The sequence below is a fragment of the Imperialibacter sp. genome (assembly GCF_040222385.1).
GTDB lineage: Bacteria > Bacteroidota > Bacteroidia > Cytophagales > Cyclobacteriaceae > Imperialibacter.
Window position 1 is genome coordinate 24,459 of record NZ_JAVKDF010000014.1, and the last position, 23,002, is coordinate 47,460.

The 23,002-nt window shown below is 44.5% G+C and carries 27 protein-coding genes and 1 tRNA gene; 18 read left to right on the plus strand and 10 right to left on the minus strand.

Annotation, left to right across the window (positions count from 1 at the left end; translation table 11 throughout):
* The first annotated feature begins 46 nt into the window (after positions 1-46).
* The 6 genes from RIG68_RS02985 to RIG68_RS03010 all read left to right on the plus strand — a co-directional run bounded on the left by RIG68_RS02985 (position 47) and on the right by RIG68_RS03010 (position 3,215).
* Positions 47-316, plus strand: coding sequence for a cytochrome b5 domain-containing protein (locus RIG68_RS02985; protein ID WP_151996227.1), 270 nt, complete (start codon positions 47-49; stop codon positions 314-316).
* A complete protein-coding gene (locus RIG68_RS02990; RefSeq protein ID WP_350118435.1) occupies positions 313-1,176 on the plus strand; it encodes an N-acetylglucosamine kinase in 864 nt (287 codons plus the stop codon). Before RIG68_RS02985 ends, RIG68_RS02990 begins: the two co-directional genes overlap by 4 nt.
* Positions 1,173-1,982 (plus strand): N-acetylmuramic acid 6-phosphate etherase, encoded by an 810-nt coding sequence (murQ, locus tag RIG68_RS02995; RefSeq protein ID WP_350118437.1) that lies wholly within the window; start codon positions 1,173-1,175, stop codon positions 1,980-1,982. Before RIG68_RS02990 ends, murQ begins: the two co-directional genes overlap by 4 nt.
* Positions 1,975-2,544, plus strand: coding sequence for a hypothetical protein (locus tag RIG68_RS03000; protein WP_350118439.1), 570 nt, complete (start codon positions 1,975-1,977; stop codon positions 2,542-2,544). Before murQ ends, RIG68_RS03000 begins: the two co-directional genes overlap by 8 nt.
* A 103-nt stretch (positions 2,545-2,647) precedes the next feature.
* On the plus strand, positions 2,648-2,854 hold the full coding sequence (locus RIG68_RS03005) for a DUF433 domain-containing protein (protein ID WP_350118441.1): 207 nt from the start codon (positions 2,648-2,650) through the stop codon (positions 2,852-2,854).
* Position 2,855: 1 nt separating this feature from the next.
* On the plus strand, positions 2,856-3,215 hold the full coding sequence (locus RIG68_RS03010; RefSeq protein WP_350118443.1) for a DUF5615 family PIN-like protein: 360 nt from the start codon (positions 2,856-2,858) through the stop codon (positions 3,213-3,215).
* Between the two features lie 247 nt (positions 3,216-3,462).
* Here the strand turns inward: RIG68_RS03010 and RIG68_RS03015 are convergent, their stop codons facing one another.
* The 4 genes from RIG68_RS03015 to der all read right to left on the minus strand — a co-directional run bounded on the left by RIG68_RS03015 (position 3,463) and on the right by der (position 6,833).
* A complete protein-coding gene (locus RIG68_RS03015) occupies positions 3,463-4,395 on the minus strand; it encodes a hypothetical protein (RefSeq protein ID WP_350118445.1) in 933 nt (310 codons plus the stop codon).
* Between the two features lie 150 nt (positions 4,396-4,545).
* Entirely contained in the window at positions 4,546-5,148 is a 603-nt protein-coding gene (locus RIG68_RS03020) for a transcription elongation protein SprT (protein WP_350118447.1), read from the minus strand.
* A 6-nt stretch (positions 5,149-5,154) separates the two neighbouring features.
* A complete protein-coding gene (locus RIG68_RS03025) occupies positions 5,155-5,508 on the minus strand; it encodes a hypothetical protein (RefSeq protein ID WP_350073325.1) in 354 nt (117 codons plus the stop codon).
* 14 nt (positions 5,509-5,522) lie between these two features.
* Entirely contained in the window at positions 5,523-6,833 is a 1,311-nt protein-coding gene (gene der, locus RIG68_RS03030; protein WP_151996218.1) for a ribosome biogenesis GTPase Der, read from the minus strand.
* Positions 6,834-7,222: 389 nt separating this feature from the next.
* Between der and RIG68_RS03035 the strand changes: the two genes are divergently transcribed.
* From RIG68_RS03035 to RIG68_RS03060, 6 genes are all read left to right on the plus strand, one after another.
* Positions 7,223-8,311 carry a tyrosine-type recombinase/integrase gene (locus RIG68_RS03035; RefSeq protein WP_350118449.1) on the plus strand — a complete coding sequence of 363 codons (1,089 nt, stop codon included), beginning with the start codon at positions 7,223-7,225 and terminating at the stop codon, positions 8,309-8,311.
* Between the two features lie 5 nt (positions 8,312-8,316).
* Positions 8,317-9,192 (plus strand): hypothetical protein, encoded by an 876-nt coding sequence (locus RIG68_RS03040; RefSeq protein WP_350118450.1) that lies wholly within the window; start codon positions 8,317-8,319, stop codon positions 9,190-9,192.
* Positions 9,193-9,302: 110 nt separating this feature from the next.
* Positions 9,303-9,599, plus strand: coding sequence for a helix-turn-helix transcriptional regulator (locus RIG68_RS03045; RefSeq protein ID WP_350118452.1), 297 nt, complete (start codon positions 9,303-9,305; stop codon positions 9,597-9,599).
* Positions 9,596-10,063 carry a hypothetical protein gene (locus tag RIG68_RS03050; RefSeq protein ID WP_350118454.1) on the plus strand — a complete coding sequence of 156 codons (468 nt, stop codon included), beginning with the start codon at positions 9,596-9,598 and terminating at the stop codon, positions 10,061-10,063. Before RIG68_RS03045 ends, RIG68_RS03050 begins: the two co-directional genes overlap by 4 nt.
* 199 nt (positions 10,064-10,262) lie before the next feature.
* Positions 10,263-11,072, plus strand: coding sequence for a phage/plasmid replication domain-containing protein (locus RIG68_RS03055; protein WP_350118714.1), 810 nt, complete (start codon positions 10,263-10,265; stop codon positions 11,070-11,072).
* A gap of 406 nt (positions 11,073-11,478) precedes the next feature.
* Positions 11,479-11,841, plus strand: a complete 363-nt coding sequence (locus RIG68_RS03060) for a hypothetical protein (RefSeq protein ID WP_350118456.1) — start codon at positions 11,479-11,481, stop codon at positions 11,839-11,841.
* A 218-nt stretch (positions 11,842-12,059) separates the two neighbouring features.
* On the opposite strand, the gene RIG68_RS03065 is transcribed toward RIG68_RS03060, so the two are convergent.
* The gene (locus RIG68_RS03065) at positions 12,060-12,641 is read right to left on the minus strand and encodes a hypothetical protein (protein WP_350118458.1); all 582 of its coding nucleotides are present in this window, start codon (positions 12,639-12,641) and stop codon (positions 12,060-12,062) included.
* 177 nt (positions 12,642-12,818) lie between these two features.
* Positions 12,819-12,891, minus strand: a tRNA-Met gene (locus RIG68_RS03070).
* Between the two features lie 77 nt (positions 12,892-12,968).
* Here RIG68_RS03070 and era point away from each other — a divergent pair.
* From era to RIG68_RS03100, 6 genes are all read left to right on the plus strand, one after another.
* Positions 12,969-13,883, plus strand: coding sequence for a GTPase Era (gene era / locus RIG68_RS03075; protein ID WP_350118460.1), 915 nt, complete (start codon positions 12,969-12,971; stop codon positions 13,881-13,883).
* 202 nt (positions 13,884-14,085) lie between these two features.
* Positions 14,086-14,910 carry a phage tail-like protein gene (locus RIG68_RS03080; RefSeq protein WP_350118462.1) on the plus strand — a complete coding sequence of 275 codons (825 nt, stop codon included), beginning with the start codon at positions 14,086-14,088 and terminating at the stop codon, positions 14,908-14,910.
* A gap of 2 nt (positions 14,911-14,912) precedes the next feature.
* On the plus strand, positions 14,913-15,731 hold the full coding sequence (locus RIG68_RS03085; RefSeq protein ID WP_350118463.1) for a phage tail-like protein: 819 nt from the start codon (positions 14,913-14,915) through the stop codon (positions 15,729-15,731).
* The gene (locus RIG68_RS03090; protein ID WP_350118465.1) at positions 15,728-16,555 is read left to right on the plus strand and encodes a phage tail-like protein; all 828 of its coding nucleotides are present in this window, start codon (positions 15,728-15,730) and stop codon (positions 16,553-16,555) included. Before RIG68_RS03085 ends, RIG68_RS03090 begins: the two co-directional genes overlap by 4 nt.
* A gap of 90 nt (positions 16,556-16,645) precedes the next feature.
* Positions 16,646-17,539: a bile acid:sodium symporter family protein gene (locus RIG68_RS03095; protein ID WP_151996213.1), complete on the plus strand. Its 894-nt coding sequence runs from the start codon at positions 16,646-16,648 to the stop codon at positions 17,537-17,539.
* A 15-nt stretch (positions 17,540-17,554) separates the two neighbouring features.
* Entirely contained in the window at positions 17,555-18,565 is a 1,011-nt protein-coding gene (locus RIG68_RS03100) for a 1-acyl-sn-glycerol-3-phosphate acyltransferase (RefSeq protein WP_350118467.1), read from the plus strand.
* On the opposite strand, the gene RIG68_RS03105 is transcribed toward RIG68_RS03100, so the two are convergent.
* The 4 genes from RIG68_RS03105 to RIG68_RS03120 all read right to left on the minus strand — a co-directional run bounded on the left by RIG68_RS03105 (position 18,562) and on the right by RIG68_RS03120 (position 22,948).
* Complete coding sequence (locus RIG68_RS03105) at positions 18,562-19,734, minus strand: AIR synthase related protein (RefSeq protein ID WP_350118468.1); 1,173 nt, start codon at positions 19,732-19,734, stop codon at positions 18,562-18,564. The genes RIG68_RS03100 and RIG68_RS03105 overlap by 4 nt on opposite strands.
* Positions 19,735-19,822: 88 nt before the next feature.
* Positions 19,823-20,371 (minus strand): 2'-5' RNA ligase family protein, encoded by a 549-nt coding sequence (locus tag RIG68_RS03110; RefSeq protein WP_350118469.1) that lies wholly within the window; start codon positions 20,369-20,371, stop codon positions 19,823-19,825.
* Positions 20,371-22,389 (minus strand): CHU_0125 family OmpA-like outer membrane integrity protein, encoded by a 2,019-nt coding sequence (locus tag RIG68_RS03115; protein WP_350118471.1) that lies wholly within the window; start codon positions 22,387-22,389, stop codon positions 20,371-20,373. The genes RIG68_RS03110 and RIG68_RS03115 overlap by 1 nt, the downstream gene beginning before the upstream one ends.
* Positions 22,390-22,444: 55 nt before the next feature.
* Positions 22,445-22,948 carry a hypothetical protein gene (locus tag RIG68_RS03120; protein WP_350118473.1) on the minus strand — a complete coding sequence of 168 codons (504 nt, stop codon included), beginning with the start codon at positions 22,946-22,948 and terminating at the stop codon, positions 22,445-22,447.
* Positions 22,949-23,002: the final 54 nt, after the last annotated feature.

A 23,002-nucleotide genomic window follows, 5' to 3' on the forward strand; every position in this document is an offset into this window, starting at 1 on the left:
GAAAAAATCAAAAACAGCCTAAAATTGAATTGTGTGCGCACACAATATGGATAATTCAAATTTATTGCCGATATTTACAGCCAATCAGCTGGCGCTTCGCAACGGACAGGACAGGGAAGAGGTTTGGATTGCCTATAAGGGGTTCATTTACGATGTGAGCCTTTCCAGGCTTTGGCGAACCGGACTACACTACGAACACTGGGCAGGGCAGGATCTTACCGGTGAATTACCCGATGCGCCACATACTGATTCAGTTTTTGATAAATTCAAATGCATTGGGCGCTTGTCCGGGCATGAAAACACCCAAACACAATGATTCTAATTGCAGACAGTGGGGCAACAAAAATAGAATGGCGTTTGATAACGGAAGATGGCCAAATCAAGCAAGCCAGCTCTGAGGGGTACAACCCCTACGTTCAGGAAGATGAAGACCTTCGAAAAGGAGTGCAGGAGCACGTGCTTCAAGTGGTGGGAGCGCACAAAATAACCGAGCTGGCGTTTTATGGTGCTGGCTGCGGAAGCGTGGAAAAAAACAAAAAGGTAGCGGAAGTACTGAGGCCTTTCTTCCCTGACGCCGCCATTGAAGTTAACAACGATCTTTTAGCCGCCGCACGGGCACTATGTGGTAACGACCCAGGCATTGCCTGCATTTTGGGCACAGGATCCAACTCCTGCTATTACAACGGTGAGAAGATCACTGCACAAGTACCTTCACTGGGTTATGTGCTGGGCGATGAGGGCAGCGGTGCAAACATGGGCAAAAAGTTACTCATAGCAGCCATCAGAAACAGGCTCCCTTCCACTTTGCAGGAGGCATTCAACAAAAGATTTGCATTAACGGAAGAAGACCTGCTTGAAAACGTGTACAAAAAGAAGTACCCATCCAGGTTTCTGGCCAGCTTCATGAAGTTCCTGATGCACCACATCAAGGAGCCGTATGTCTACAAGCTGGTCTACGATTCGTTCACCGAATTCTTCACGGAGATAGTCATGTCTTACAAAGACCACGACAAACTTCCCGTGCACTTCACTGGGTCGGTGGCCTTCTATTATGGCAATATCCTACGCCAGGCAGCAAGCGATCAGGGTATTACTGTCAAAAACATCATTGAGGGCCCTATTGCTGGCCTCACGCTGTATCATCAGGAAAGAACTTTTGGAACAAGCAAAGTATGAGCACCACCGAAAGCAGTTCATATTATAATCACCTGGAACAAATGTCTGTTCTGGAGCTGTTGACCAACATCAACAAGGAAGACCAAACCGTGCCTTTGGCGGTACAAAAAGCATTGCCACAAATTGAGGCGTTGATCTCACAGATCGTACCACGGATGAAAGAAGGTGGCAGACTGTTTTACATTGGTGCCGGCACCAGCGGCAGGTTGGCGATTGTGGACGCCTCCGAATGTCCGCCTACCTATGGCGTTTCGCCTAATGTCGTAGTGGGTATTATGGCCGGCGGCGACAAAGCCATCAGAAAATCGGTAGAGCATGCTGAAGATGACCCGAATCAGGCGTGGAAAGACCTTGAGGCATACAAGCCAACACCAAACGACACACTTATAGGAGTTGCCGCATCTGGCAGAACGCCTTATGTAATTGGTGGTGTGTCTGAGGCGAGAAAAAAAGGATTGCTGACAGGTTGCATTACGTGCAACTCAGGCACCAAATTGGCAGAGGCGGTAGAATACCCCATCGAAGCGGTAGTAGGGCCAGAATTTGTGACTGGCAGCACCCGCATGAAGTCCGGAACGGCGCAGAAGCTGGTGCTCAATATGATCAGTACCACGGTGATGATACAGCTAGGGCACGTGAAAGGCAACAAAATGGTGGACATGCAACTGAGCAATGAGAAACTGGTGCAACGGGCAGTGCGCATGGTAATGGATGAGCTGAAAATAGAAGAACAGCTGGCTGCCGAGCTATTACAGAAATATGGCTCTGTGCGAGGTGCTGTAGACAATTATCCAACGCATGCATGAGCTAGAGCCCTTTTACCGGTGGCTTACCTACTACGACCCTTCCACGGATCCCAACTCTCCTTTTGAAGGCAAAGAATACAACTACGACGTTTACTCCGAAACTGTGTACGGCTACTACCTCGCTCCAGGCTGGGATTATATGGGATCCGAAACGCTGTACATGAAAATTCTCTATGCCGATTACGACGAAGGCTATGTAGTCTTCGAGTTCATTGGCGAATGGAACGATGCCCTCCACAACGACATCATGCACCTGAAGCGGAACATTGTTGAGCACTTCGAGCGGTACGACATCAACAAATTCATCCTCATAGGTGAGAATGTGCTCAATTTCCATGGTTCCGACGACTCCTACTACGAAGAATGGTTTGAGGAAGTGGAAGATGGCTGGATTGCCATGGTCGGTTTTCGGGATTTTGTGCTCGATGAAATGAAAAACTTCAATATCGATTCCTACGTCAACTTCGGCGGCACCCTACAGATCGACAACTGGAGAACGCTGACACCGAAAATCTTCTATCAATTGGTGGAGCAGCAGATTCAGAGGAGGATTGGGGGGTAGTGACTAGTACTCAACGCTACTTCATGATGCAAAATCCAGAACTTTCTGTAAATTTATTGTTGTTATTAGTAGCATGGAGAAATCACTTCTACATAGAATTACATTGAATCCAGAAGTTTGTGGCGGCAAACCGACCATCAGAAACATGAGGTTTTCCGTTACCGACTTATTGAGTCTGTTGGCTTCAGGCATGACCCACGAAGAAATACTTAAGGACTATCCCTATTTGGAGGAAGATGATATAAAAGCATGTCTTGAATATGCTGTAAGGATTTCCGACCCAAGAACAATCATTCCAGTAGTGCATTGACATGCATTGTTTTCTTGTCGACACGCAATTACCCCCGCTATTGTCTGAGTTGCTGAACGAAAGAGGTTTCAACTCAAAGCACACCGCTGCCGACTTCCCAAATGGTCAATTTATGAACGACATGAGTATTCTGGATACCGCAATAGAGGAAAATAGAGTTGTCGTCACCAAGGACAAAGACTTCAAAAACAATTACTTGCTGCAAGGCGCTCCTCCAAAAGTATTATTTATCCAACTCGGAAATTCTTCCAACAGGGAGTTGCTCAATTATTTCAGGAAAAATCTAACCCACATTAAATCTCTGCTCGACGACGGTCATTATTTTATAACTCTCGGAAAGGACAATATCGCAGCTTACTAGACAAACGTCCAGTTCGACCTAACATGCTTGCAGAAATCATTTGCCTATCGTCTGCTGAGGCATAAAAACTAACCCTTGAAAAAACTTCAATATCGATTCCTACGTCAACTTCGGCGGCACCCTCCAAATTGACAACTGGAGAACGCTGACGCCGAAAGTCTTTTATCAATTGGTGGAGCAGCAGATACAGAGGAGGATTGTGGGGTAAAGAAAGATTTTGTTAAGATGCTGCGTGATATTAAGTTCTCTACTCAGCCACTATCCCTTTTACCTTTTCGTTAATTAAGTTAACAAACCCCATAGTCCACATATACATAAAATAAGCGTCCTCTTTTTGGGGAACTGGTATAGGATTTAAATCTTGACCCTTTTTCCCTTTGTCATGGATAAACTTAGATGAAAACTCATGGAGATGCCAAATAGATTTCAACAAATCCTCAAACCCTAGTTCTGAATAATTGTTCTTCTCAAATAACTTTTTTAGTTCTTCCTTGCTATCGTGGTCCTCTTTGTATAGTTTAAAAATATCCCAAACTTTTCTCGAAGTCTCAAACACCTTGTCCCATTTTCCTTCATTCAGCAGGGTGTGCATCTCGCCTAACCTTGTAAGAGCTCGATCCAACTTTTCAGTCCACATACTCTTCAGATCGGCCCCAAGTTGAATATGATGCTTCGAAAACTCAATTATTAGAAATTCGCCCAATCCCAATTTTTCCGAAAAATTTCTAAGCCAAGAACTTTGTTCAATTTCTATCTCCATATTTCCCGGTTGTCTCTCAATTTTTAGCGCCTTCCCGCTAAACGTGTCAAGGTAAAGAGTAGCAATTTCCAGCTCAACTTTTAAAAGCACACTTTTCGTCGATCTAGAAAGTCTCTGGTGTTCTAAAAAATCAATTGCCTTTTTAGAAATCGTCGCAGAAAACTTTCTAGAATAAACACTTCTCTCATTCCCTGACGAGCTCGAATTTCCCTCAGAAATTGGTATCACAATATTATCGTAACCACTCAATTCTTGCTCCGAATCAATAGCCGCTAGCTTCCTTCCGTCAGGCGTTTTCAAAAAACCAGAAATGAATAATGGAATTTCCTTATCGACAACATATTCAAACTCCGCACGGAATAGAAACCTTGGATCAATTGAACTCTCATCCACACCAACTTCAACTTTTTTTATCCACATATCTCCTCAAATAATGTTGTTTAAATACGATTCCGGAAATTTTCTCAGCTATGCCACCCACTATCTAACGGAAACTGAAAGACTATTTTAATGAAAATCCTCATTAGGGCTTCACAAAATGAATATCCTTCCATCGAAGTCACCAACAATCTAGCTAATCCTTTCCACCCTCGCCACTTCCGAAATCAAATACTTCCTTCCTGTTTTCATCTCCAGGCAAATAGAGCGGGTGCGCTTCTTGCCTTCTTTTTTGAAATGGCGTGATTCCAGCAAAAACTCCTCACCAATGACAAGCTCTGCCAGCAATATGCCGCTTTTGTGCACATCGTACTTGGAAAGGGCCATCATAAGGGCAGGATCGGAGCAGGAAGCGGCCTTGGGGTTAGCCAGGTGGCGACGGAGCTTCAGTCCCAGCTCATCGGGAAAAGCTCCCGCCTCCACCATGGGAAACAGCACTTCCTTAAAAGTGTTTTTCCATTCCGAGCCGTGGGGGGCTATTCGCCTGCCATATTTTTCAAAAGCCTGTAGGTGAGCTACCTCGTGCAGGTAGGTTACTGTGAATGCGTATGGGTTGAGGTCTTGATTGACCGTAATGATAGGCTTCCTGCCTTTGTTGAACCGGAAGTCGCCCAGCTTGGTGGAGCGGCCTTTGACCACTTTTAGTGTGAAGCCATGCTTCACCCAAAGGTCAAAGCAATACTGGGAAGCCTTTGGCGGCAGGTATTTTTCGAAAACTGCAAACTGTGACTGCAAGCAGGCTTAAGGTAAGTCTTCTACGTCTCTTTCAATGGTGATTTTCACATCCTTTAAATCACGATGGATGTTGCGAAGCTCTTTCCTGATTTGCTCTCTTATTTTTCGCACATCTCTGTCGGACACGTCTACTTTGATCACGATATCGTCGAGCCCATCCTCCAGTTCGATCCTGATCTCCTCCACATCATCCATGGCATCGTCGAGCGATTCCTCCACGTCTTCGAGGGCTTCGTTGATGATGTCCTCAATTTCGTCTCCGTCAACATCAATGGTTATGCTGAACCTATTGTCGTCACGTCGGTCGCTGCATGAGCTGATCATGAAAGCGACAAAAAGTATTGCTAACAACTTTTTCATAGGATAAAACTACCCTATTTCTGTCTGAAAAACAACGTGATGGGCGAACCGGTAAAGCCAAAGTGACCACGCAGTTTATTTATCAAATACCGCTGATAGGATTCTTTGATGTACTGAGGGTTGCTACAGAAAAAGGCGAATGAGGGCGTCTTTGTCGGAAGCTGCGTGATGTATTTGATGTTGATAATTTTACTTTTGACAGACGGCGGAGGAAATTTTTCTATTTCCTTCAACATAATATCATTCAGCTTGGAGGTCGGAACCTTTTTTATTCGGTTCTCGTGGATTTCCATGGCCAGCTCTATGGCCTGAAAAATCCTCTTTTTGGTCACTACAGACGTGAATATGATGGGCACATATGCCATGTCGCCAAGTTTTTCTATCATGGCTTTGGTAAACTTGTCGGCGGTTTTCTCGTCCTTCTCCACCAGGTCCCACTTGTTCACCATGATCATGATGCCCTTTTTGTACTTGTGGGCCAGGTTGATAATGCTCATGTCCTGAGCTTCCAGGCCAAGTGTTGCGTCGATCATCACTATGCTCACATCACTGTCCTGAAGGGCCTGAATGGATCGCAGCACAGAGAAGAATTCAATGTCTTCTTTCACCTTGGCTTTCTTGCGAATACCAGCAGTGTCGGTCAAAATAAAGTCCTTGTTAAATAGGGTATAGCGGGTGTCGATAGCATCACGGGTGGTGCCGGCCACATTAGTCACAATGGTGCGATCCTTGCCAACCAGCATATTCAGAAAAGAAGATTTACCTACATTGGGCCTTCCCAGAATAGCGATGCGGGGAATGTCTTTGCCCGGGTCTTCGTCGCCATCTTCCTCAAAATGCTTTACTACTTCGTCCAGCAACTCGCCGGTACCAGAACCGCTGTTGGAAGAAATAGGAAACATGTGTTCTCCCAGTCCCAGCTCGTAAAATTCATTCGCAGCAAATATTCGTTCGGTGTTATCGGCTTTGTTGGCCACAAGCAGCACGGGCTTGTTCACACTCCTCACCACGTTGGCAAAGTCCCTGTCCCACGGCGTAACTCCCTCGCCACAATCGACCATAAATAGAATGACCGATGCTTCTTCGAGCGCTTCCACTACCTGTTCCCGGATGGCTGATTCGAAAATGTCGTCAGAGCCAACAACATACCCGCCTGTATCGATAACTGTGAAATACTTCCCTATCCACTCGGCATAACCGTAGTGGCGATCCCTGGTTACCCCAGGTTCGTTGTCCATAATGGCCTTTTTCTTCTCAATCAGTCTGTTGAAGAAAGTGGATTTGCCCACGTTGGGCCTGCCTACAATTGCTACGATATTTGCCACTGGAAAATAAAAGATTAGTAATAATGAATGAGGAAATCAGCCACGATGGCTCTGCTGAAAACAAATATTATTGGTAAAATTCGTCATAATAATTCAGAAAAGCTCCTCCGGCTTTTTCGCTACCATAACAACGCATAACAAAAAGGCCTCAGCGTGCGCTGAGGCCTTGTTAGTAGCGGGGACATTAATCCAACCCAACTAACAAGAATAAACATCAGCAACAAAAGGCAATGATTATCAGCTATTTAATGATTTGAGGGCTTTTCTCTTTTCTTTTGATTTGAGGTAGTTTGATGAAACTTTGTCCCCCAAACTGTCCCCCAAAACAGTATAATTAACTATTTTGCAAAGTAAGTCAAAAAAAAGGAAAGCATTATCATTTATAAGGCATGGGGGTCACTGTAAGAGAAAATATAAAAGCCAATGGCACAAAGTCACTTTACTTGGATATTGTCTACAATGGCAAAAGAACTAAAGAGTATTTAGGGCTAAAACTGACAAAAGCTTCCACAGTGGAAGAGCGGCAAAAGAACAAGGAAATTAAACTATTGGCAGAAAGCATAGCATCAAAGAGAAACCTTGAGATGCAGGCAAATGAATATGACTATACCCCAGCTTTCAAAAGGAACATTGACTTTGTTGCCTATTATGAGCAATTCCTTGACGATTACACTAACAAGGATAAGAGAATTGTAAAGTACTCTCTAAGTTGGTTTAAGGACTTTCTTCAGACTTCGCTCGGTGTAACCTCAATTACCCCAAAAGAATTGACTGAGGAGCTTTGTGTGGGTTACAAGCGGTATATGGAGGAGGGATTAAATGGAGAAACACCCTACAACTATTTTACTAAGTTCAAAAAGGTTATTAAGAAAGCGATTAAAGACAAATTAATCACCGAGAACCCAACCGAGGGAATCAAGAATGAAAAGAGTGAAGGGCTAAAAAAAGACATCCTCAACACTGAGGAGGTACAAACCTTAGCAAATGCTTATTGTGGAAATACTGAAGTAAAAAGAGCCTTTCTATTTTCCTTGAATACTGGCCTTAGGTGGGTTGACCTAAAAGCTTTGAAATTTGGGAATATTGATTTTGCCTCCTCAAGGCTAAAAATCGACCAGCAAAAGGTCAAAGGAAAGAAGAGCGCACAACTTAGCATTGACCTTAACAAGACGGCTCTCAAGCTCATTGGAGAGCCTCAGGCAAAGGATAATTCCATCTTTGATCTACCGAGCCACACGGGCGGCTTAAAGAGTCTCAGCGCATGGGTGAAGAAAGCAGGGATCGACAAACACATTACTTGGCATTGTGGCCGACATAGTTTTGCAGTAAACATCTTAACAAACGGTACAGACATTAAAACTACCTCCTCTCTCCTTGGTCATAGTGGATTAAAGCATACTGAGAAGTACCTCCATGTTGTCAGTGAGTTGAAAAGAAAGGCAGTCAATTCTCTACCAGAAACGGAAGTAACTCTATAATCGACATGGAGTTCAGTTACTTCAAGAAATTCTTTTGGCCGCTCGGTTACTTTAACCATAGAGATAAAACTGCAATAACACAATTGCTTGATAGTACTTATGAAGAAAGTGACTATGAATTATTTAGCCAAGAGCTCAGGAGCAACGTCGTTGCTTCAAAAAACAAAAATGATGTTGTAAAACTCTACATTTTTGAATTGCTGATCATTCAATATGAGTTTTATGAGCGTCGTGAATCGCTTTTAAGCTTGGAGTATGCCAGTGAATATGTTTGGTTTGTTGAAGACCTTCCCGATGAAAATCAATACAGTGCCCTCGACCTTTACCTGATCAAATCACATCAAATTATCTCAAGTCTAATCGAGGAAATTCAAATAACCTGTGAGTTATTTAGTATCAACTTTGATGCTATTTGCCGTGACCTTGGCTTCTACTATGAGCCGTTTAAGTCAGACGTTTATAAAGAGTTCGCCAAAACTCCAATGTCACAGAAAATAAGGCAAGCAAGAACACTAATTTGGCAAGGCGAATACTCAGAACTAAAGGTGCTCTACCAAAAACTTAGAGTTTCCTGTATTGAATATGAAACCAAAGAGGAAGTATTTCTTTATGCATTTTCAGGAGCACCAATTGATCCTGAAATGCCTGCAATTAAATGGTGCATTAAAGTAAAACTAATCGCCTATTTTCTAGACAAATGCTTTAACGGGAATTGGCAAGCAACCATTGGCCAAGGAAACCTATTCATGAATGAAAAAGGGAAACTAATAACAAGCAGCGACCTATCATCAGCCTTAAAGGAGGCAAAAGCAAAAGACGTTCCCGGACAACAAGAGATAGATTTGATTCTATCTGAAATTAAAAACAATGATAATAGTTGACTGCTATCAAGCTATCAAGCTTTGTCACCCATCCAAAAACTAAGTTTGTATCATCAATTGATATAAAGGATTAGGCCTAATCCATTTCATTAATCTTAATCATTAAAGGGATGGATTTTACAAACTTTGAAGAGAGACTATGCAGTATCGAAAGCCTCCTTCTATCACAAAAAACAGTTCTAAATTTTGAGGAGGGTGCAGCCTATACTGGGCTTTCAAAAAGCTACCTCTACAAATTGACCTCCTCAGGAAGTGTCCCCTGCTATAAGCCAAAGGGAAAGATGGTCTATTTCAGTAGACTTGAGTTAGATCAATGGCTATTGCAGAACAGGAGAGCCACCACAGAGGAGATTGAGCAGCAAGCCAGCACATTTGTAACCCTAAAAGGAAGAGGGGGTGAAAAATGATACTTACCGATTATTACAAGGGAGTCATTTTAACTGATTCAAAATGCCGGTTTGATGTGGTAGAATGTACCGAGGGCTATGAGCTTTTTGAAAGCCTCCTCATTAATAAGAGGAAGTTTAATGTGGGAGGGCTGAGCTTCAACTTTGTAGACAGGCCCGACCGGTGGAAACAAAAAGCAACCAACAAAGCGATCACCAAAGGCACGTCTAATATCACTAGTGTAAAACGGCCTGACCCTATTTCACATTTTGGGTTTGGAGATATCGCCAATACAAATGATGGCTGCCTTATCGGGTACAATAAGGACTTCCAAAAAATCGGTATCGTTGAAATTGTCATCTTCATTGCCCGAGGTTGCCGGAATGATACCGTGCCACTATGGGAGTTGCTTAAGGATGGTGAACTTGATGACGAAATGGCAAAGCTGAAATTGGGAGCGGTTACCAAATCGGTAACCAATTGAGAGGCAATATGAGGAGGAGCTTTTCCTCCTCTCCTCTTTGCTATGTTAAAGTGTATTCTGTACCCCAATTCAGTAACCCATGTATTGTTCTATCAATCTCACCCTGAGCAGTGACAATTCTCCCAACACAGATTTTATCACAGATATCCCACAGTTTTTGACGTCTGTAAATAGTGAGGGGACTTTTCACAGTGTGCCAATGATTTCTGGCCATTTGGACAGCCTGAAAGTTTCCATATCACCAAATAGGGTGAAAATCCATAACAGCAGTCTATGTAAATTCTACCTTGGGGACAATTTCAAAACCCTGACAAAAGGAGACACAAAAAAAGCAATTGAGAAAATAAGCAACAGCTTACACCTCCCTTTTGAATTGGCCACAGTCTCCAAATTGGAGTTTGGCAGAAACATTATTTTGAAACATTCAGAAGGGTTATATTATCCATATTTAGGAGAGTCTCAACACTTGAATAGATTACCAACCAATAACGGCTTGTACTATCAAAACAGCCTGAGGAGTTATGTACTTTATGGCAAAGTAAAAGAGCAAAAGCAATCGGGGCAACCTATCCCGGCCATTTATGCAAACGCCAATGTTTTAAGAATTGAGTTGAGGCTATTAAAACGGATATGCAAAGAAATGAACCTCCCCGAGTTCTTAGCGTTCCAACTCTATGAAGAAAGAATATACAGCGAGCTTGTCAGAAAGTGGAAAGATGAATACTTGGCAATCACCAAAACAAAATCAAAAATGGACACGATAAAACCGACCGGAAGCAAAAGAGAGTTTGAGCAAATGCTTGCTTCTATGGCCTTATTAGAGCTCGGGCCCGACGTTGCCCAGGTGAAGGTAAAAGAGTGGCTGAAAACCTCTCAAATCACCAAAAAACAAGCGTATGACCTCAGGGCTACCATAGCCGACCTAACAAAATACAAAAAGGGGGAGACGGCAAATGAGTTGATTGATGAACTCAACGAGAAAGTGAAAGAAGCAGCACACTATTGGTAAAACCTTACAAACTGAACACTATAAAAAGGGGTTCCAAGAATTATCGGAAACCATAAAAAGGAATGAGGCAGTTTGATTAATCAATACAAAATCAATCGATGATTTGAATTGCATTAATCGACTTTTTCTACATTATAAAAAAGGGATCGCCTGAACCTAACAAAACTTAACATTCAAAATGAATTATTCCCCGGCTCACAATTGAAAAAACGGAGAGCCGATTGCTAACAATTGCTAACATTCAAGCATTGCCCAAAAGAGTTTTATAAGCTATGCCGACGCTACAGGCTTGACTTTTTGGACATTATAAAAAAGAGTAACCCAACCTGAGAAAACTTGACATTCAATTAGCTTTCTTTTTACCTCAATCCTATCTACCTTCTATTAACATCAACCAAAAATTCTGATGGATAGCAAAGCCAAGGCTTGGCTGGTAATTATTGGGATTATCATCTTAGCGATTTTCATTAACTACTTGGGCAATAACCCTGACAAGCCTAAAGAAAAAAAACAGTATGTCACTGAATATGAAGCCAAAGTAGTTGCCGAAACACAAGTTAAGGAACTGTTAAAAGCCCCCTCCACGGCTAAGTTCTCAGGTGTAAAGGATACAAAAATTGAAGCCATTGCAGGAGGAGGTTATAAAGTATCAGGGTATGTAGATTCTCAAAACAGCTTTGGTGCAATGCTAAGATCAAAATACACGTGTGACGTTTTTGTGGACAAGGAAACTGGGGACATTATGTATAAGAATCTTAAGATTGATTGATGAGTTCTTTTAGTCCTTACACGCTCCATATGAGAGAACGAACAGTAAATTTTTAGACACCATAAAAAGCGCCTTTGTAGCCATCTAATGATTTTTTGGAAGTCACAACGCACGCACGTGAGGGAGGGGGGATAGCCCTTAATTCTTTAGGAGTTGAAACCGCTGACAAGGCAAATTTTGCTCTTGTCAATTCAGGAAAAAAGTGTTTAACTATTTGCTCATTGTACCGCCTCTGCAATAACCTTGTATAGGCTTATTAAGTCTGATTCAAGGATAATGAAAACCCTATCATTAAACTCAAACCCTAGGTAAGTACCATCATTAAAAAGGGTCAAGCCTACTGAGGTGGTCGTTCTAACACTAAAATCTCTCAGACCATTCAATTTTTGAGCACGGTATATTACAAAAAGCTGATTAATGGCATCCGATATTTCAGCGCTCTGTATTTCATCTAGGAGCAGAACATCTTCATTCTTTGAGACAGTACTGCTAATTGACATCCCAAACAAATTAGCCGAACCAACGGCTCCTCCTATGTTGGTTCCATCTACTTCAGACTTTACAGATTTGAAGCTCAGAAGACTGTAATGTTTTGAGTCGGTAAGGCTATAATCTTTGATAGTAGGGTTCGAGACATTTCCAACCTTTAAATGGGCAACATCCACAAAATAAGCCTCATTCGAGAAGAAATGAGAAACTTTAAATTTCTTACTAGTAACTATTTCTACAATCTGTGTTTGCTGTGCTTTGGCTGCCACCCCGGCAAAAAGCATCAAAAGAACAAAAACTGATATTTTCATAAATTGATGTTGGTTGTTTTTTATCCCTTTGTACTGCTAGGCGATTCAATGCTGAGCGGATGTTTCAAATCTGTAAAAGGGAACTAAAAAAATCAAACATTTTTTACAATTTGTCCCCCAAATGTACCCCCTAGAAATGAGAAGCCCTGTAAATCAATGACTTACAGGGCTATTTTGTAGCGGGGACAGGACTCGAACCTGTGGCCTTCGGGTTATGAGCCCGACGAGCTACCAACTGCTCCACCCCGCGATATGTTTGTTAAAGGGCTACAAATGTAAGGCAGCTTTTAAGCAAAAACAAGTACCTTTACAGAATAATTCAAAAGAATGTCAAAAAAATCTACTGACCAGCCGCAAAAAGAGTTCCGCTCGGGATTTGTGTCAATCATCGGAAAGCCTAACGTGGGTAAGTCAACGCTTATGAATGCCCTGATTGGTGAGCGCCTCTCTATCATCACAGCCAAGGCCCAAACTACCCGCCACCGCATTTTTGGGATATTGACAGGCAAAGATTTCCAGATTGTGTACTCCGACACACCAGGGGTAATGAAGCCTCAGTATGAATTGCAGGAGGCGATGATGCGTTTTGTGTACCAGTCGCTGGAAGATGCAGATATGATTCTTTTCGTTGTCGAGCTGGGCGACAAAATGGATGGGGACAACGTCGAAATTCTGGAGCTCCTGAGGAAGAGCGGCGTACCGGCCCTTTTTGTGATCAACAAAATCGACAAGTCAAAAGGCAGCCAGCTAGAGGACAAAGTAACCTACTTCAAAGAGTTTTCGGGTGATATTCCTATTCTCTGCATCTCCGCCCTCGACAAAACCAATCTGGAGCCACTGTTTGACCAGATATTAGAAAAGCTGCCTGTTCACCCACCCTATTTCCCTGACGATGAAATGACAGACCGAACCGAGCGGTTTTTTGCGTCAGAAATCATCAGAGAGAAAATATTTCTGAACTATAAAAAGGAAGTGCCCTATAGCTGTGAAGTAATTATTGCTTCATTCAAAGAGGAAGAAAAGATTATCCGGGTGATGGCGGAGATTTTTGTTGAGCGAGCTACGCAAAGGGCGATCATTATTGGGCATGGGGGGCTGGCCTTGAAAAAAGTTGGCATAGAGGCGAGGAAGGACATGGAAGCCTTCTTCGGCAAGCAAGTTCACCTTGAAACCTATGTGAGGGTTGAAAAAGACTGGCGCCAAAATAAGCTCAAGTTGAAAAGATTTGGCTATGTGGATTGAATCCCAGCCAAAAAATGACTTCTCCCCATGCATTTGAGCTACAGAAGGTCAGTCATAATTCACCAAAAATAGATTCCCAAAAAACTTTCTTTCCTACCGACAAATAGGAAAAACTTATCCTTATTCATCATAATAAAACTATCAGCTTTTCCATTTTCTAAATTATTCCTATTTTAAGCACTTGCTCAAACAGGAATAACCCATGCTATCCAGAAAAAATGGCCTCTTATCAGGTATTATAATATTTACATATTTTTTTCCACAAACACTCTACGGGCAGGAAGTTATTATAGGGAACGCCTTGAGCTCTGACAATGCGCTTTTGAATATCGGCGCAGACAAAGGCATTTTACTACCCCGCCTTACTTCCGGGCAGCGAGCAGCAATACCAAGCCCTGCCAATGGATTAATTGTTTATGATATTACCCGACACTCGTATTATTATTACAATGGCAGGAGTGGCTGGGAAGAAATGAAGCCAGTACCGGCGGGAACGATTACGATGTGGTATGGGGATATTTCTACCTACTTTCCCGGAGGCGTGGGGGTTAAGCACATGGCGGGCTGGGCCCTTTGCGACGGACAAGATGAGAGGCCAAACCTGAAAGAAAAATTCGTGGTTGGCTACTCAGGGTCAGGAGACTATGCGACTATCAACGGCACTCCTGGAGGATATGGAACAGTAGGCCTTGGGGTAGATAACTTGCCAAGCCACGCCCACACCATTACTGACCCAGGTCACAACCATGCCGTCACACTGCCTGCAAACACAAGTCATACGCACAGCATCAGCTACAGTTCCAGTAGCTTTGGGCCAACTTTCGGGCGGGCGGACGATCATCTCTCTACCGTCGCTTACAGAGACGGTGGTACTATCGTTGACTATGACGTCACCACAAGCAACGGTTCCTTTTCGGCATCGATGAGTCCCGCTAGTGCAAACATTTCATTGCAAAACAATGGGTCGGGTGCTGCCTTCGACAATCGCCCACCTTTTTATGTTCTTGTTTACATCATGAAATTATAACCATGAAGTTTCCAGCTAAAATTAATCTGATTTTTGTGTTTGCCCTTCTCCTGGCAAACTACACCCACGCCCAACAGGGCGCAGCCATAGGAACAACTAACCCGGAGCCGTCGGCGGCCTTTCAGGTCGGAGAAAGGGTTTCCAATATCAATAAGGGAGTGCTCATACCACGAACTACTACATCAATTATCGACCCCACCGATGGGCTGCTTATATATAACACATCCTCCGGATTCCTTGCTTATTCCCAAGGAGGCGTTTGGACAGATATCGCTCCTGTGCCCTCCGGCACCGTTATCATGTGGGGGGGAGATGTCTCAAGCTTGCCGGATGGTTGGGTGCTTTGCGATGGCAGGGTCTATAACCTGGAAGGAGTGTCAGCATCCGGAGGCATCCCAACGCCGGATCTTCGGGGGCAGTTTATAGCTGGCTATTCTGGCACCGGAGACTATGCCACCCTGGATGATGTCCCAGCAGGCGGGGCCTTTCACGCACTCACGGTAGCTGAAATGCCGTCACATTCGCACAGTATTTCATCTGATCACACACACAGTGTGGGCTTTACACCAGACGCTCACAGCCATGATTTTTCAGTGAGCGACGCAGAAAAGAGCACCGGCGTTATCGCAGGTGCAAGCACTGCACCTGTTGCCGGGTTTCACTATCTCCCCGTGGCCAACCCTAAGTCAACCTCAAGGGTGGGAACGGCAGTTAGCGTTATCGGTTCGGCGACGGGAATTTCCGTGGGAGAAACCGGCTCAAGTCAGGCCATCGACAATAGACCTCCATATTATGTGTTGGCGTTTATCATGAAGCTATGAAAAAGAGAATTCAACCTAATCGATGGCTAGCCGCCATTGCCTTCATTTTTATAAGTTTCTCCTCAAAGGCACAGGTACCAACAGACTTTCTTTTTATAGGCACTGGGCCAACCCCGCCTTACGAAAAGGCCGTCGTTGTCATTGATGTCCAGGAAAAAAACAAAGGTGTGCTATTGCCTAACTACGCTACTGAAATGAACGACGGAACCAACCACAGAAAGCACCTGCTAGCGGAAGAAGACGGAATGATGTATTACGACTCTATTGGAAATAACGTGAGTGTTTACAATGGAGCCAATGACGTTTGGAATTCTCTGGCTTCTTTCCCTGTCAAAAGCATCGTGATGTGGAGTGGCGACCCAAACGCACTTCCGGCTGGCTGGTATCTCTGCGATGGTGGCAATGGCACGCCAGATTTAAGAGGCAGGTTTATTGTTGGTCTGAACCCAGGTGGTTCTGACTATCCTTCCAAGGGCCCGGGTGGGGGCTCTGACTACATAATGATTAACGAGGCCATGCTGCCGAACCATTTGCATGGGGTAAACGACCCTGGTCATACCCATGCGGCTACCTTGACTCATGATCACAATTATTCTGTCACAGAATACCGTTCCATCATCCCAAACACAAATAAAAGCATGGTGGGGCCGGGGGGCTCTCCAAGCAACACAAGTTCGGTCACCACAAGCTCGGCCTCGTTTACCGGCGCTTTCTCTGTCTCCTCAAGCGGTGTAGGAGCATCTGCTGGCGCAACCGGGGGAGGTCAGCAATACGACAACCGGCCACCTTACCTTGTGCTAGCCTTTATTATGCGTGTAAACTAGCATAAACCGGCAGTCGAAAAAGAAGCTGCATTTAACTCAGCAGCCGAACAAACATTTTTCTTCCTATCTTTCGCCTTGCATTAAAAATACATGGAAGCGATCGATAGTGTGCATCTTAATTTTAGTCAGGGATCTGCCTGGGGTCTAAACTTGCTGCTGGCCTTCATCATGTTCAGCGTGGCCATTGAACTTTCGGTGGGAGATTTTAAAAAGATTGCCCAATACCCGAAAGCGGCGGTTGTAGGTATCATCTCACAGTTCCTCGTCCTTCCTCTTCTGACTTTTCTTCTCATACTGGCGTGGGAACCGGCCCCAAGTATTGCTCTGGGCATGATCATGGTAGCGGCCTGCCCTGGTGGTAATGTCTCGAATTTTTTCTCTTTCATGGCCAAAGGCAATGTGGCACTATCAGTCACCCTCACCGCATTTTCAACTGTAGGTGCTATTCTTTTCACCCCTATCAATCTATCATTCTGGGCCAGCCAATATGAGCCTACCGCCAGGTTGCTTACAAAAGTGGATCTTTCCGTTTTAGATGTTTTTACGGCCGTATTCATCATACTTGGCGTGCCACTTATCGTAGGCATGACAGCAAAGCACAAAGCCCCGGAATGGTGCCTGAAATATGGCAATGTATTTCGCAAGGTCTCCCTGGGCATCTTTGCGCTATTCGTTGTTGGAGCCCTTACCGCCAACTACGAAATATTTTACAACCATATTTACCTGGTCGTCATTCTAGTATTGATCCACAATGCGCTTGCCCTGGGTGGAGGCTATGCCCTGGCCAGATTCTCCGGTTTGACATCCACTGATCGTCGTACGATTGCTATTGAAACAGGAATTCAAAACTCGGGCTTGGGACTTTTGCTCATATTTACTTTTTTTGACGGCTTGGGAGGCATGGCGCTGATTGCCGCCTGGTGGGGCATCTGGCACATGGTATCCGGGATGACCGTGAGTTACCTGTGGTCCCGTTCCAACTAAACTTTAACGTTATACATGATCTATTTCATTTTTCGGCCAATTGTTAGGGTCGCTCTATGGTTTTTCTACGGCCATTTCAAGGTTTCCGGTCTCGAAAATTTACCAAGGAATGCCCCTGTCATCCTTGCCCCTAATCACCAGAACTCATTTTTGGATGCCATTCTCCCCGCCTGTTTTCAGCCCAGGTCGCTTCATTTCCTCACCCGCTCCGACGTGTTCAAGAAAGGGCTGATACAAAAAATTCTTTTTGGTTTTCATATGTGGCCTGTCTATAGGCAGCGAGACGGCAAGGATACCCTTGGAAAAAATGAAGAAGTGTTTAAAAACTGTAGTCAGCTACTGAGGGATAATGGATGTCTGCTACTGTTTCCGGAAGGTGACCAAATCTGCGCACACAACCTTAGGCCGCTCAAGAAGGGAATGGCTCGTATTGCATTCCAGTCAGCACAGGAGTCTAACTTTGAAAAGGAAATTTATATTGTGCCGGTGGGACTGAACTACGAGCACTACTGGAATTTCAATACGGCGTTTCAGATGCGTTTCGGCAAACCGGTCAAAGTGCTCGATTTCAAGAAAGATTATGAAGAGAGCGAACAAAAAGGACTGCTGTCGCTTACCAAAGCGGTGAGTGACGGTATGGAGCAGGAGATCATCCAGATTGGCAGCAGTGCCAATGAAAATTTTTGGTTCGAAGAAGCTGGGCTTTCGGGGGTAGATTTAACGTCGCCTGAATTTTTCAGAAACATAGACGTCGACTCAAGACCTGCACCCAAACCAAAGAAAAGAAAAATTAACCCACTGGCCCGTGCTTTACACTGGCCCGTGCTAGCACTCCTTTCCCGTTTCTTGAAAAGTAAAATCAAAGACACCAAGTTTCTTGGTGCTGTAAAGTTCGGAATGGGCATGGTCTTCTTCCCAATATATTACCTGATTGTATTCACCGCCAGTGTAGCCCTTTCTGGTAGTTGGTGGCTGGGAACGGGATTAGTTGTTTTTATGATTCTATCCCTGAAGATAAAAAGCTAAGCTTTGCTGTACTCAAAAGTGCCATGTGCACTGGAAATCGTGACAAGCGGGCTAGCTGAGGCCTTCACCTCACCTATAATTTGCGCATCAACTCCGAAACTGTTCGCAATTTGAATCATGTTCTCAGCTGAATCAGCGTCGGTATATATTTCCATCCGATGACCCATATTGAAGACTTTGTACATCTCCTTCCAATCTGTACCACTTTCTTCCTGAATGATCCTGAATAAAGGCGGTACGTCAAACATGTTGTTTTTTACAACATGGTTCTCAGTGATAAAGTGGAGTACTTTGGTTTGTGCTCCGCCACTGCAATGGACGATTCCATCAATCGCTGCCCGGTGGTGTTTAAAAATCTCCATCATTACCGGTGCGTATGTCCGTGTAGGAGACAGCACTAGCTTACCCATATCTAACGGAACACCGGCCACCCTGTCGGTTAGCTTGTATTTCCCTGAGTACACCAGGTCTCTTGCTACCGCAGCATCATAACTTTCAGGATATTTGCCCGCATAGGCCTTTTCAAAAACATCATGACGTGCAGAAGTTAGTCCGTTGCTACCCATGCCTCCATTGTAACTGGTTTCGTACGTAGCCCGGCCATAGGACGCCAGTCCGACAATCACATTGCCCGGCTTTATTCTGTCTGTTGTGATAACGTCCGAGCGCTTCATTCTGGCAATCACTGTGCTGTCGACTATAATCGTTCTAACCAGGTCGCCGACGTCGGCAGTCTCGCCGCCCGTCAATGCTATATTCACACCGTGGTCTCTCAATAGCTGCAGGACTTCCTCAGTACCGTTAATAATTGCTGAGATGACCTCTCCCGGCACTTTATGCTTATTACGCCCAATGGTCGAGGAGAGAAGAATGTTGTCGGTAGCCCCCACGCAGAGCAGGTCGTCGGTGTTCATAATGACTGCATCCTGGGCAATGCCCTTCCAAACACTTAAGTCGCCCGTTTCTTTCCAATACAGGTAGGCTAGCGATGACTTGGTGCCGGCACCATCAGCATGCATAATATTGCACCATTCAGCGTCATTGCCCAGCATGTCGGGCACAATCTTGCAAAATGCTTTGGGGAAAAGACCTTTGTCAAGTTTCGAAATTGCCTGGTGCACGTCTTCCTTGTCGGCCGACACACCTCTTTGCAGGTAGCGCTCGTTCATCCGACAAAAATAAGCGACCCACAAGAATTGTTCGCCTTCTTTAGTCAATTAATTGAAGACATGCGAGCGACTGGGCTGTAGATTATGATTAGATAGTAAACTCCTTTAAAAGGATGTTCTTCCTCGTTTCGGGATCTTCCCTGTAGATCACAATCCTTCGGCACTCGAAAGCATCGGGAACAGACGCACTGGCAAGGAACTTAATCGCCTTGTCGTAGTTGTCACCCTTGATGTAGTTGCCAATGGTGATGTGGTGCCTCAGGTATTTTTCAAAATCTTCGTGCTGAGGTTTCTCTCCAGTCAGGTAATCTTTGAAGGCCTGGTGAAGGCTATTGGTTAATACCCTTAGAGGGAGTGACTTCTCCACATCCACAAAAATCAAACCCCTGCCGGGTGCGATAATTTTATTCAATGAGATGTCGAAAGGAAGAACACCTGTCACTACTTTTTCAACAGCCTGCACAAGCGGCTCGAGGTGACCCTGTTCAACTTTCAGATAAATAAGGGAAATGTGCGGCTCATAGTCCCAATAGAAAAAGTTGCCTATTTTCTCCTTAAGCTGAAGCTTGAGTTTTTGGATATGAGAATAGACCGGCTCCGTGGGAAGCAAAAAGACCTTTACAGTGTCGAGCGCCATTACTGTTGTTCTCCCCCGTTTCCTCGTTTAAAATACTTATCAAACTCATCGTCTTCCAGCGAGCCGGGCTGATCTTCGTCTTCGATGATGAACTTAGACTTGTCGTATTTTGTCACTTTAAATTCGGTACGACGGTTGACCTGATGCTCCTCCTCAGTTTGTGCTTCTTTGATGATCAACTGAGTTTCTCCATACCCTCGGGCCACCATACGGGAGGCGTTTATTCCCTGTGAAACAAGGTATCTAACCGCTGATCTGGCCCTTCTATCTGAAAGGTCAAGGTTATAGTCGTCGGGAGCCCGATCATCTGTGTGAGAAGCAAGTTCAATTTCAATCTCTGGGTTGTCTCTCATGAGCTGTGCCAGTTTGTCAAGCTCCACTGCAGCATCAGCCCTAATGTCGTCCTTGTCCAGATCGTAGTAGATATTTTCCAACACAATCGGCTTTTGCATAATAATTTTGTCGAGCCGGATTTTTGTCTCAAAAGTTATGTTCGTAATCAGCTCAGTAAGTGTGCTTCTGTCAGGCGTTTTGCCTACAGTGCTAAAGTCGATCCTGGTGGTGAAGTAGTCTGGCTTTTCGGCTACCAGATAATAGTTTTCTTCCCCAAAAACCTGAAAATTGAAGGAGCCATCGTCACCGGTGAAGGTTTCGCTAATCAGCTTGTCATCTTTTTCATCCAGAAGTCTCACTTTGGTATTGCCTAAAATCTCGTCAGTTCCGGTAGCATCGGGCGTCACAGTAGTCCCTGCCAGATGAAAATTGATGATTTTCAGATTAGGGTCGTCATTGACAAAGGTATAAATGTCGTCATCGCCCTTTCCACCGGGTCTGTTGGAAGAAAAGAAGCCTCTCGTAGGATTAAAAAGGAACAAGCCAAAATCGTCTCCTTCCGAGTTGACAGGTGCCCCAAGGTTGTCTACCCTCATCGCTCCGCCCTGTCGCTTGGCCACAAAAATATCCATGCTGCCGAGCCCCGGATGCCCGTTGGAAGAGAAGTAGAGCGAGCCATCCTCTGCCATGTAAGGGAACGCCTCGTCGCCCGCTGTGTTGATTTCAGGCCCCAGGTTTCTGATATCCACCCAACGGCCCCGGTTGTTTAGGGTAGCCGAGTAAATGTCGCTGCCACCCAGTCCGCCTGGTCTGTCCGACGCCCAGTACAAAGTGGTGCCATCAGGACTCATAGCCGGGCTGCTGTCCCACGACGAAGGTTCATTGACATTGACGGGCCTTGGGGTAGACCAGCGCCCGTTCCTATATCGGGTAAAAAACAAGTTAATTTGTTCGGCATCACTGCTTTTTCCTGTGTTGCCTTTGGCAAAAATCATCGTAAAGCCATCTGAAGAAAAGGCAACAGACCCTTCGTTAACTCCTGGGTCATTAATAACCGGATCCAGGGCTTTCAGCGAGGTGAGGTCGACAACGGCGCCTCTTGTTTTCACACTGTAAATATCTGTAAAACCCGTACCAGTGGCCTTGTACACTTTTCCACCATCTCTGTTTGAGGTGAAATACAGGTCGCCCTTATTGTAAACAGGGCTATATTCCGTAGCTGGTGTGTTAACCGTTTCAAGGTTTTTTACCCTGTAGTACGACTCTCTGTCTTTCAAAAGATCAAGCTTCTCAAGGCTCGCCAGATCATCTTCTGCGAGCTTCTTGATAGATGGCGTTGAAGCTTTCAGTAAGTAGTCATTCAGCGCATCTTTAGCGTCGTCATATTTCCCTACTGCTTTGAGGGCTTGAGCATATTCAAACCAGGCCATTTCGTCATCAATACCATTCTGAATAGCAGCACGATAGTAGGGCGCTCCCTGGCCAATTTTATTCGACTTCTTGTAAGCTTCCGCAAGCCGGTAATTGAGGTCAGGATCTCGTGGATTTTTCTTCACCAGTGTCTGATACTGGTCGATAGCAACGTCATATTCCGCATTGGCATATGACTTTTCTGCTTTTTTGGAAACACTGCATCCAGCCAGAAAAAACAATCCCAATACTAGTCCCAAACAGGTGTTTCTCATAACAACTACTATTAAACGAGGTACAACCTTCAAACACTCAATTTAACGAATGTCCCTATTGAAAGGTATGCGCAGTTTTAAAATAACGTTTCAACCAGGTGTCTCCAGCCGCCACCAGCCAATTTGCTTTCAGGTCTTCCTTTGAACTTATCAGTGTGTTGAATGCCAGAGAATCGGCCCCTAGCACACCACTTGCTACTTTTGGTTTTATTTCTTGCAGCTTAACTCTCTCAAGAGACTGCCCATTTTTAAAAATCACTGTGTCTCTTGTAAAAAAGTCTACTTTCAGTTTTTCCTGAAGTATTTGGAGTTCGTGAACAGATGCATCAATACTACAACCTGAAGCACCATAAGACGCTTCGTCGACTGCGATAATGACAAACACCTTATTTTCTATAATAAAAGAACTCGTAAGCGGCTGGTTATGGGCCTTCCACGAATCAAGAAATGAAGTAAGCGAACCGGAAAGCCACTCCACCTCTTCGTCGGTAAGGAATCTATCGCATTGGTACACCCACAACCTGCTGGTGTCCTCCATCTGATCAAAAGGAATAAACATGCCTTATAATTTTTAGTAAATATAAAAGCCCGGGGCTACATGAACTAATCGAGC

Coding starts and splice junctions, on each gene's coding strand:
- RIG68_RS02985 (WP_151996227.1), top strand. CDS start 47: ATGGATAATTCAAATTTATTGCCGATATTTACAGCCAATCAGCTGGCG.
- RIG68_RS02990 (WP_350118435.1), top strand. CDS start 313: ATGATTCTAATTGCAGACAGTGGGGCAACAAAAATAGAATGGCGTTTG.
- murQ (WP_350118437.1), top strand. CDS start 1,173: ATGAGCACCACCGAAAGCAGTTCATATTATAATCACCTGGAACAAATG.
- RIG68_RS03000 (WP_350118439.1), top strand. CDS start 1,975: ATGCATGAGCTAGAGCCCTTTTACCGGTGGCTTACCTACTACGACCCT.
- RIG68_RS03010 (WP_350118443.1), top strand. CDS start 2,856: ATGCATTGTTTTCTTGTCGACACGCAATTACCCCCGCTATTGTCTGAG.
- RIG68_RS03015 (WP_350118445.1), bottom strand. CDS start 4,395: ATGTGGATAAAAAAAGTTGAAGTTGGTGTGGATGAGAGTTCAATTGAT.
- RIG68_RS03025 (WP_350073325.1), bottom strand. CDS start 5,508: ATGAAAAAGTTGTTAGCAATACTTTTTGTCGCTTTCATGATCAGCTCA.
- RIG68_RS03035 (WP_350118449.1), top strand. CDS start 7,223: ATGGGGGTCACTGTAAGAGAAAATATAAAAGCCAATGGCACAAAGTCA.
- RIG68_RS03040 (WP_350118450.1), top strand. CDS start 8,317: ATGGAGTTCAGTTACTTCAAGAAATTCTTTTGGCCGCTCGGTTACTTT.
- RIG68_RS03045 (WP_350118452.1), top strand. CDS start 9,303: ATGGATTTTACAAACTTTGAAGAGAGACTATGCAGTATCGAAAGCCTC.
- RIG68_RS03050 (WP_350118454.1), top strand. CDS start 9,596: ATGATACTTACCGATTATTACAAGGGAGTCATTTTAACTGATTCAAAA.
- RIG68_RS03055 (WP_350118714.1), top strand. CDS start 10,263: ATGATTTCTGGCCATTTGGACAGCCTGAAAGTTTCCATATCACCAAAT.
- RIG68_RS03060 (WP_350118456.1), top strand. CDS start 11,479: ATGGATAGCAAAGCCAAGGCTTGGCTGGTAATTATTGGGATTATCATC.
- RIG68_RS03065 (WP_350118458.1), bottom strand. CDS start 12,641: ATGAAAATATCAGTTTTTGTTCTTTTGATGCTTTTTGCCGGGGTGGCA.
- era (WP_350118460.1), top strand. CDS start 12,969: ATGTCAAAAAAATCTACTGACCAGCCGCAAAAAGAGTTCCGCTCGGGA.
- RIG68_RS03080 (WP_350118462.1), top strand. CDS start 14,086: ATGCTATCCAGAAAAAATGGCCTCTTATCAGGTATTATAATATTTACA.
- RIG68_RS03085 (WP_350118463.1), top strand. CDS start 14,913: ATGAAGTTTCCAGCTAAAATTAATCTGATTTTTGTGTTTGCCCTTCTC.
- RIG68_RS03090 (WP_350118465.1), top strand. CDS start 15,728: ATGAAAAAGAGAATTCAACCTAATCGATGGCTAGCCGCCATTGCCTTC.
- RIG68_RS03095 (WP_151996213.1), top strand. CDS start 16,646: ATGGAAGCGATCGATAGTGTGCATCTTAATTTTAGTCAGGGATCTGCC.
- RIG68_RS03100 (WP_350118467.1), top strand. CDS start 17,555: ATGATCTATTTCATTTTTCGGCCAATTGTTAGGGTCGCTCTATGGTTT.
- RIG68_RS03105 (WP_350118468.1), bottom strand. CDS start 19,734: ATGAACGAGCGCTACCTGCAAAGAGGTGTGTCGGCCGACAAGGAAGAC.
- RIG68_RS03110 (WP_350118469.1), bottom strand. CDS start 20,371: ATGGCGCTCGACACTGTAAAGGTCTTTTTGCTTCCCACGGAGCCGGTC.
- RIG68_RS03115 (WP_350118471.1), bottom strand. CDS start 22,389: ATGAGAAACACCTGTTTGGGACTAGTATTGGGATTGTTTTTTCTGGCT.
- RIG68_RS03120 (WP_350118473.1), bottom strand. CDS start 22,948: ATGTTTATTCCTTTTGATCAGATGGAGGACACCAGCAGGTTGTGGGTG.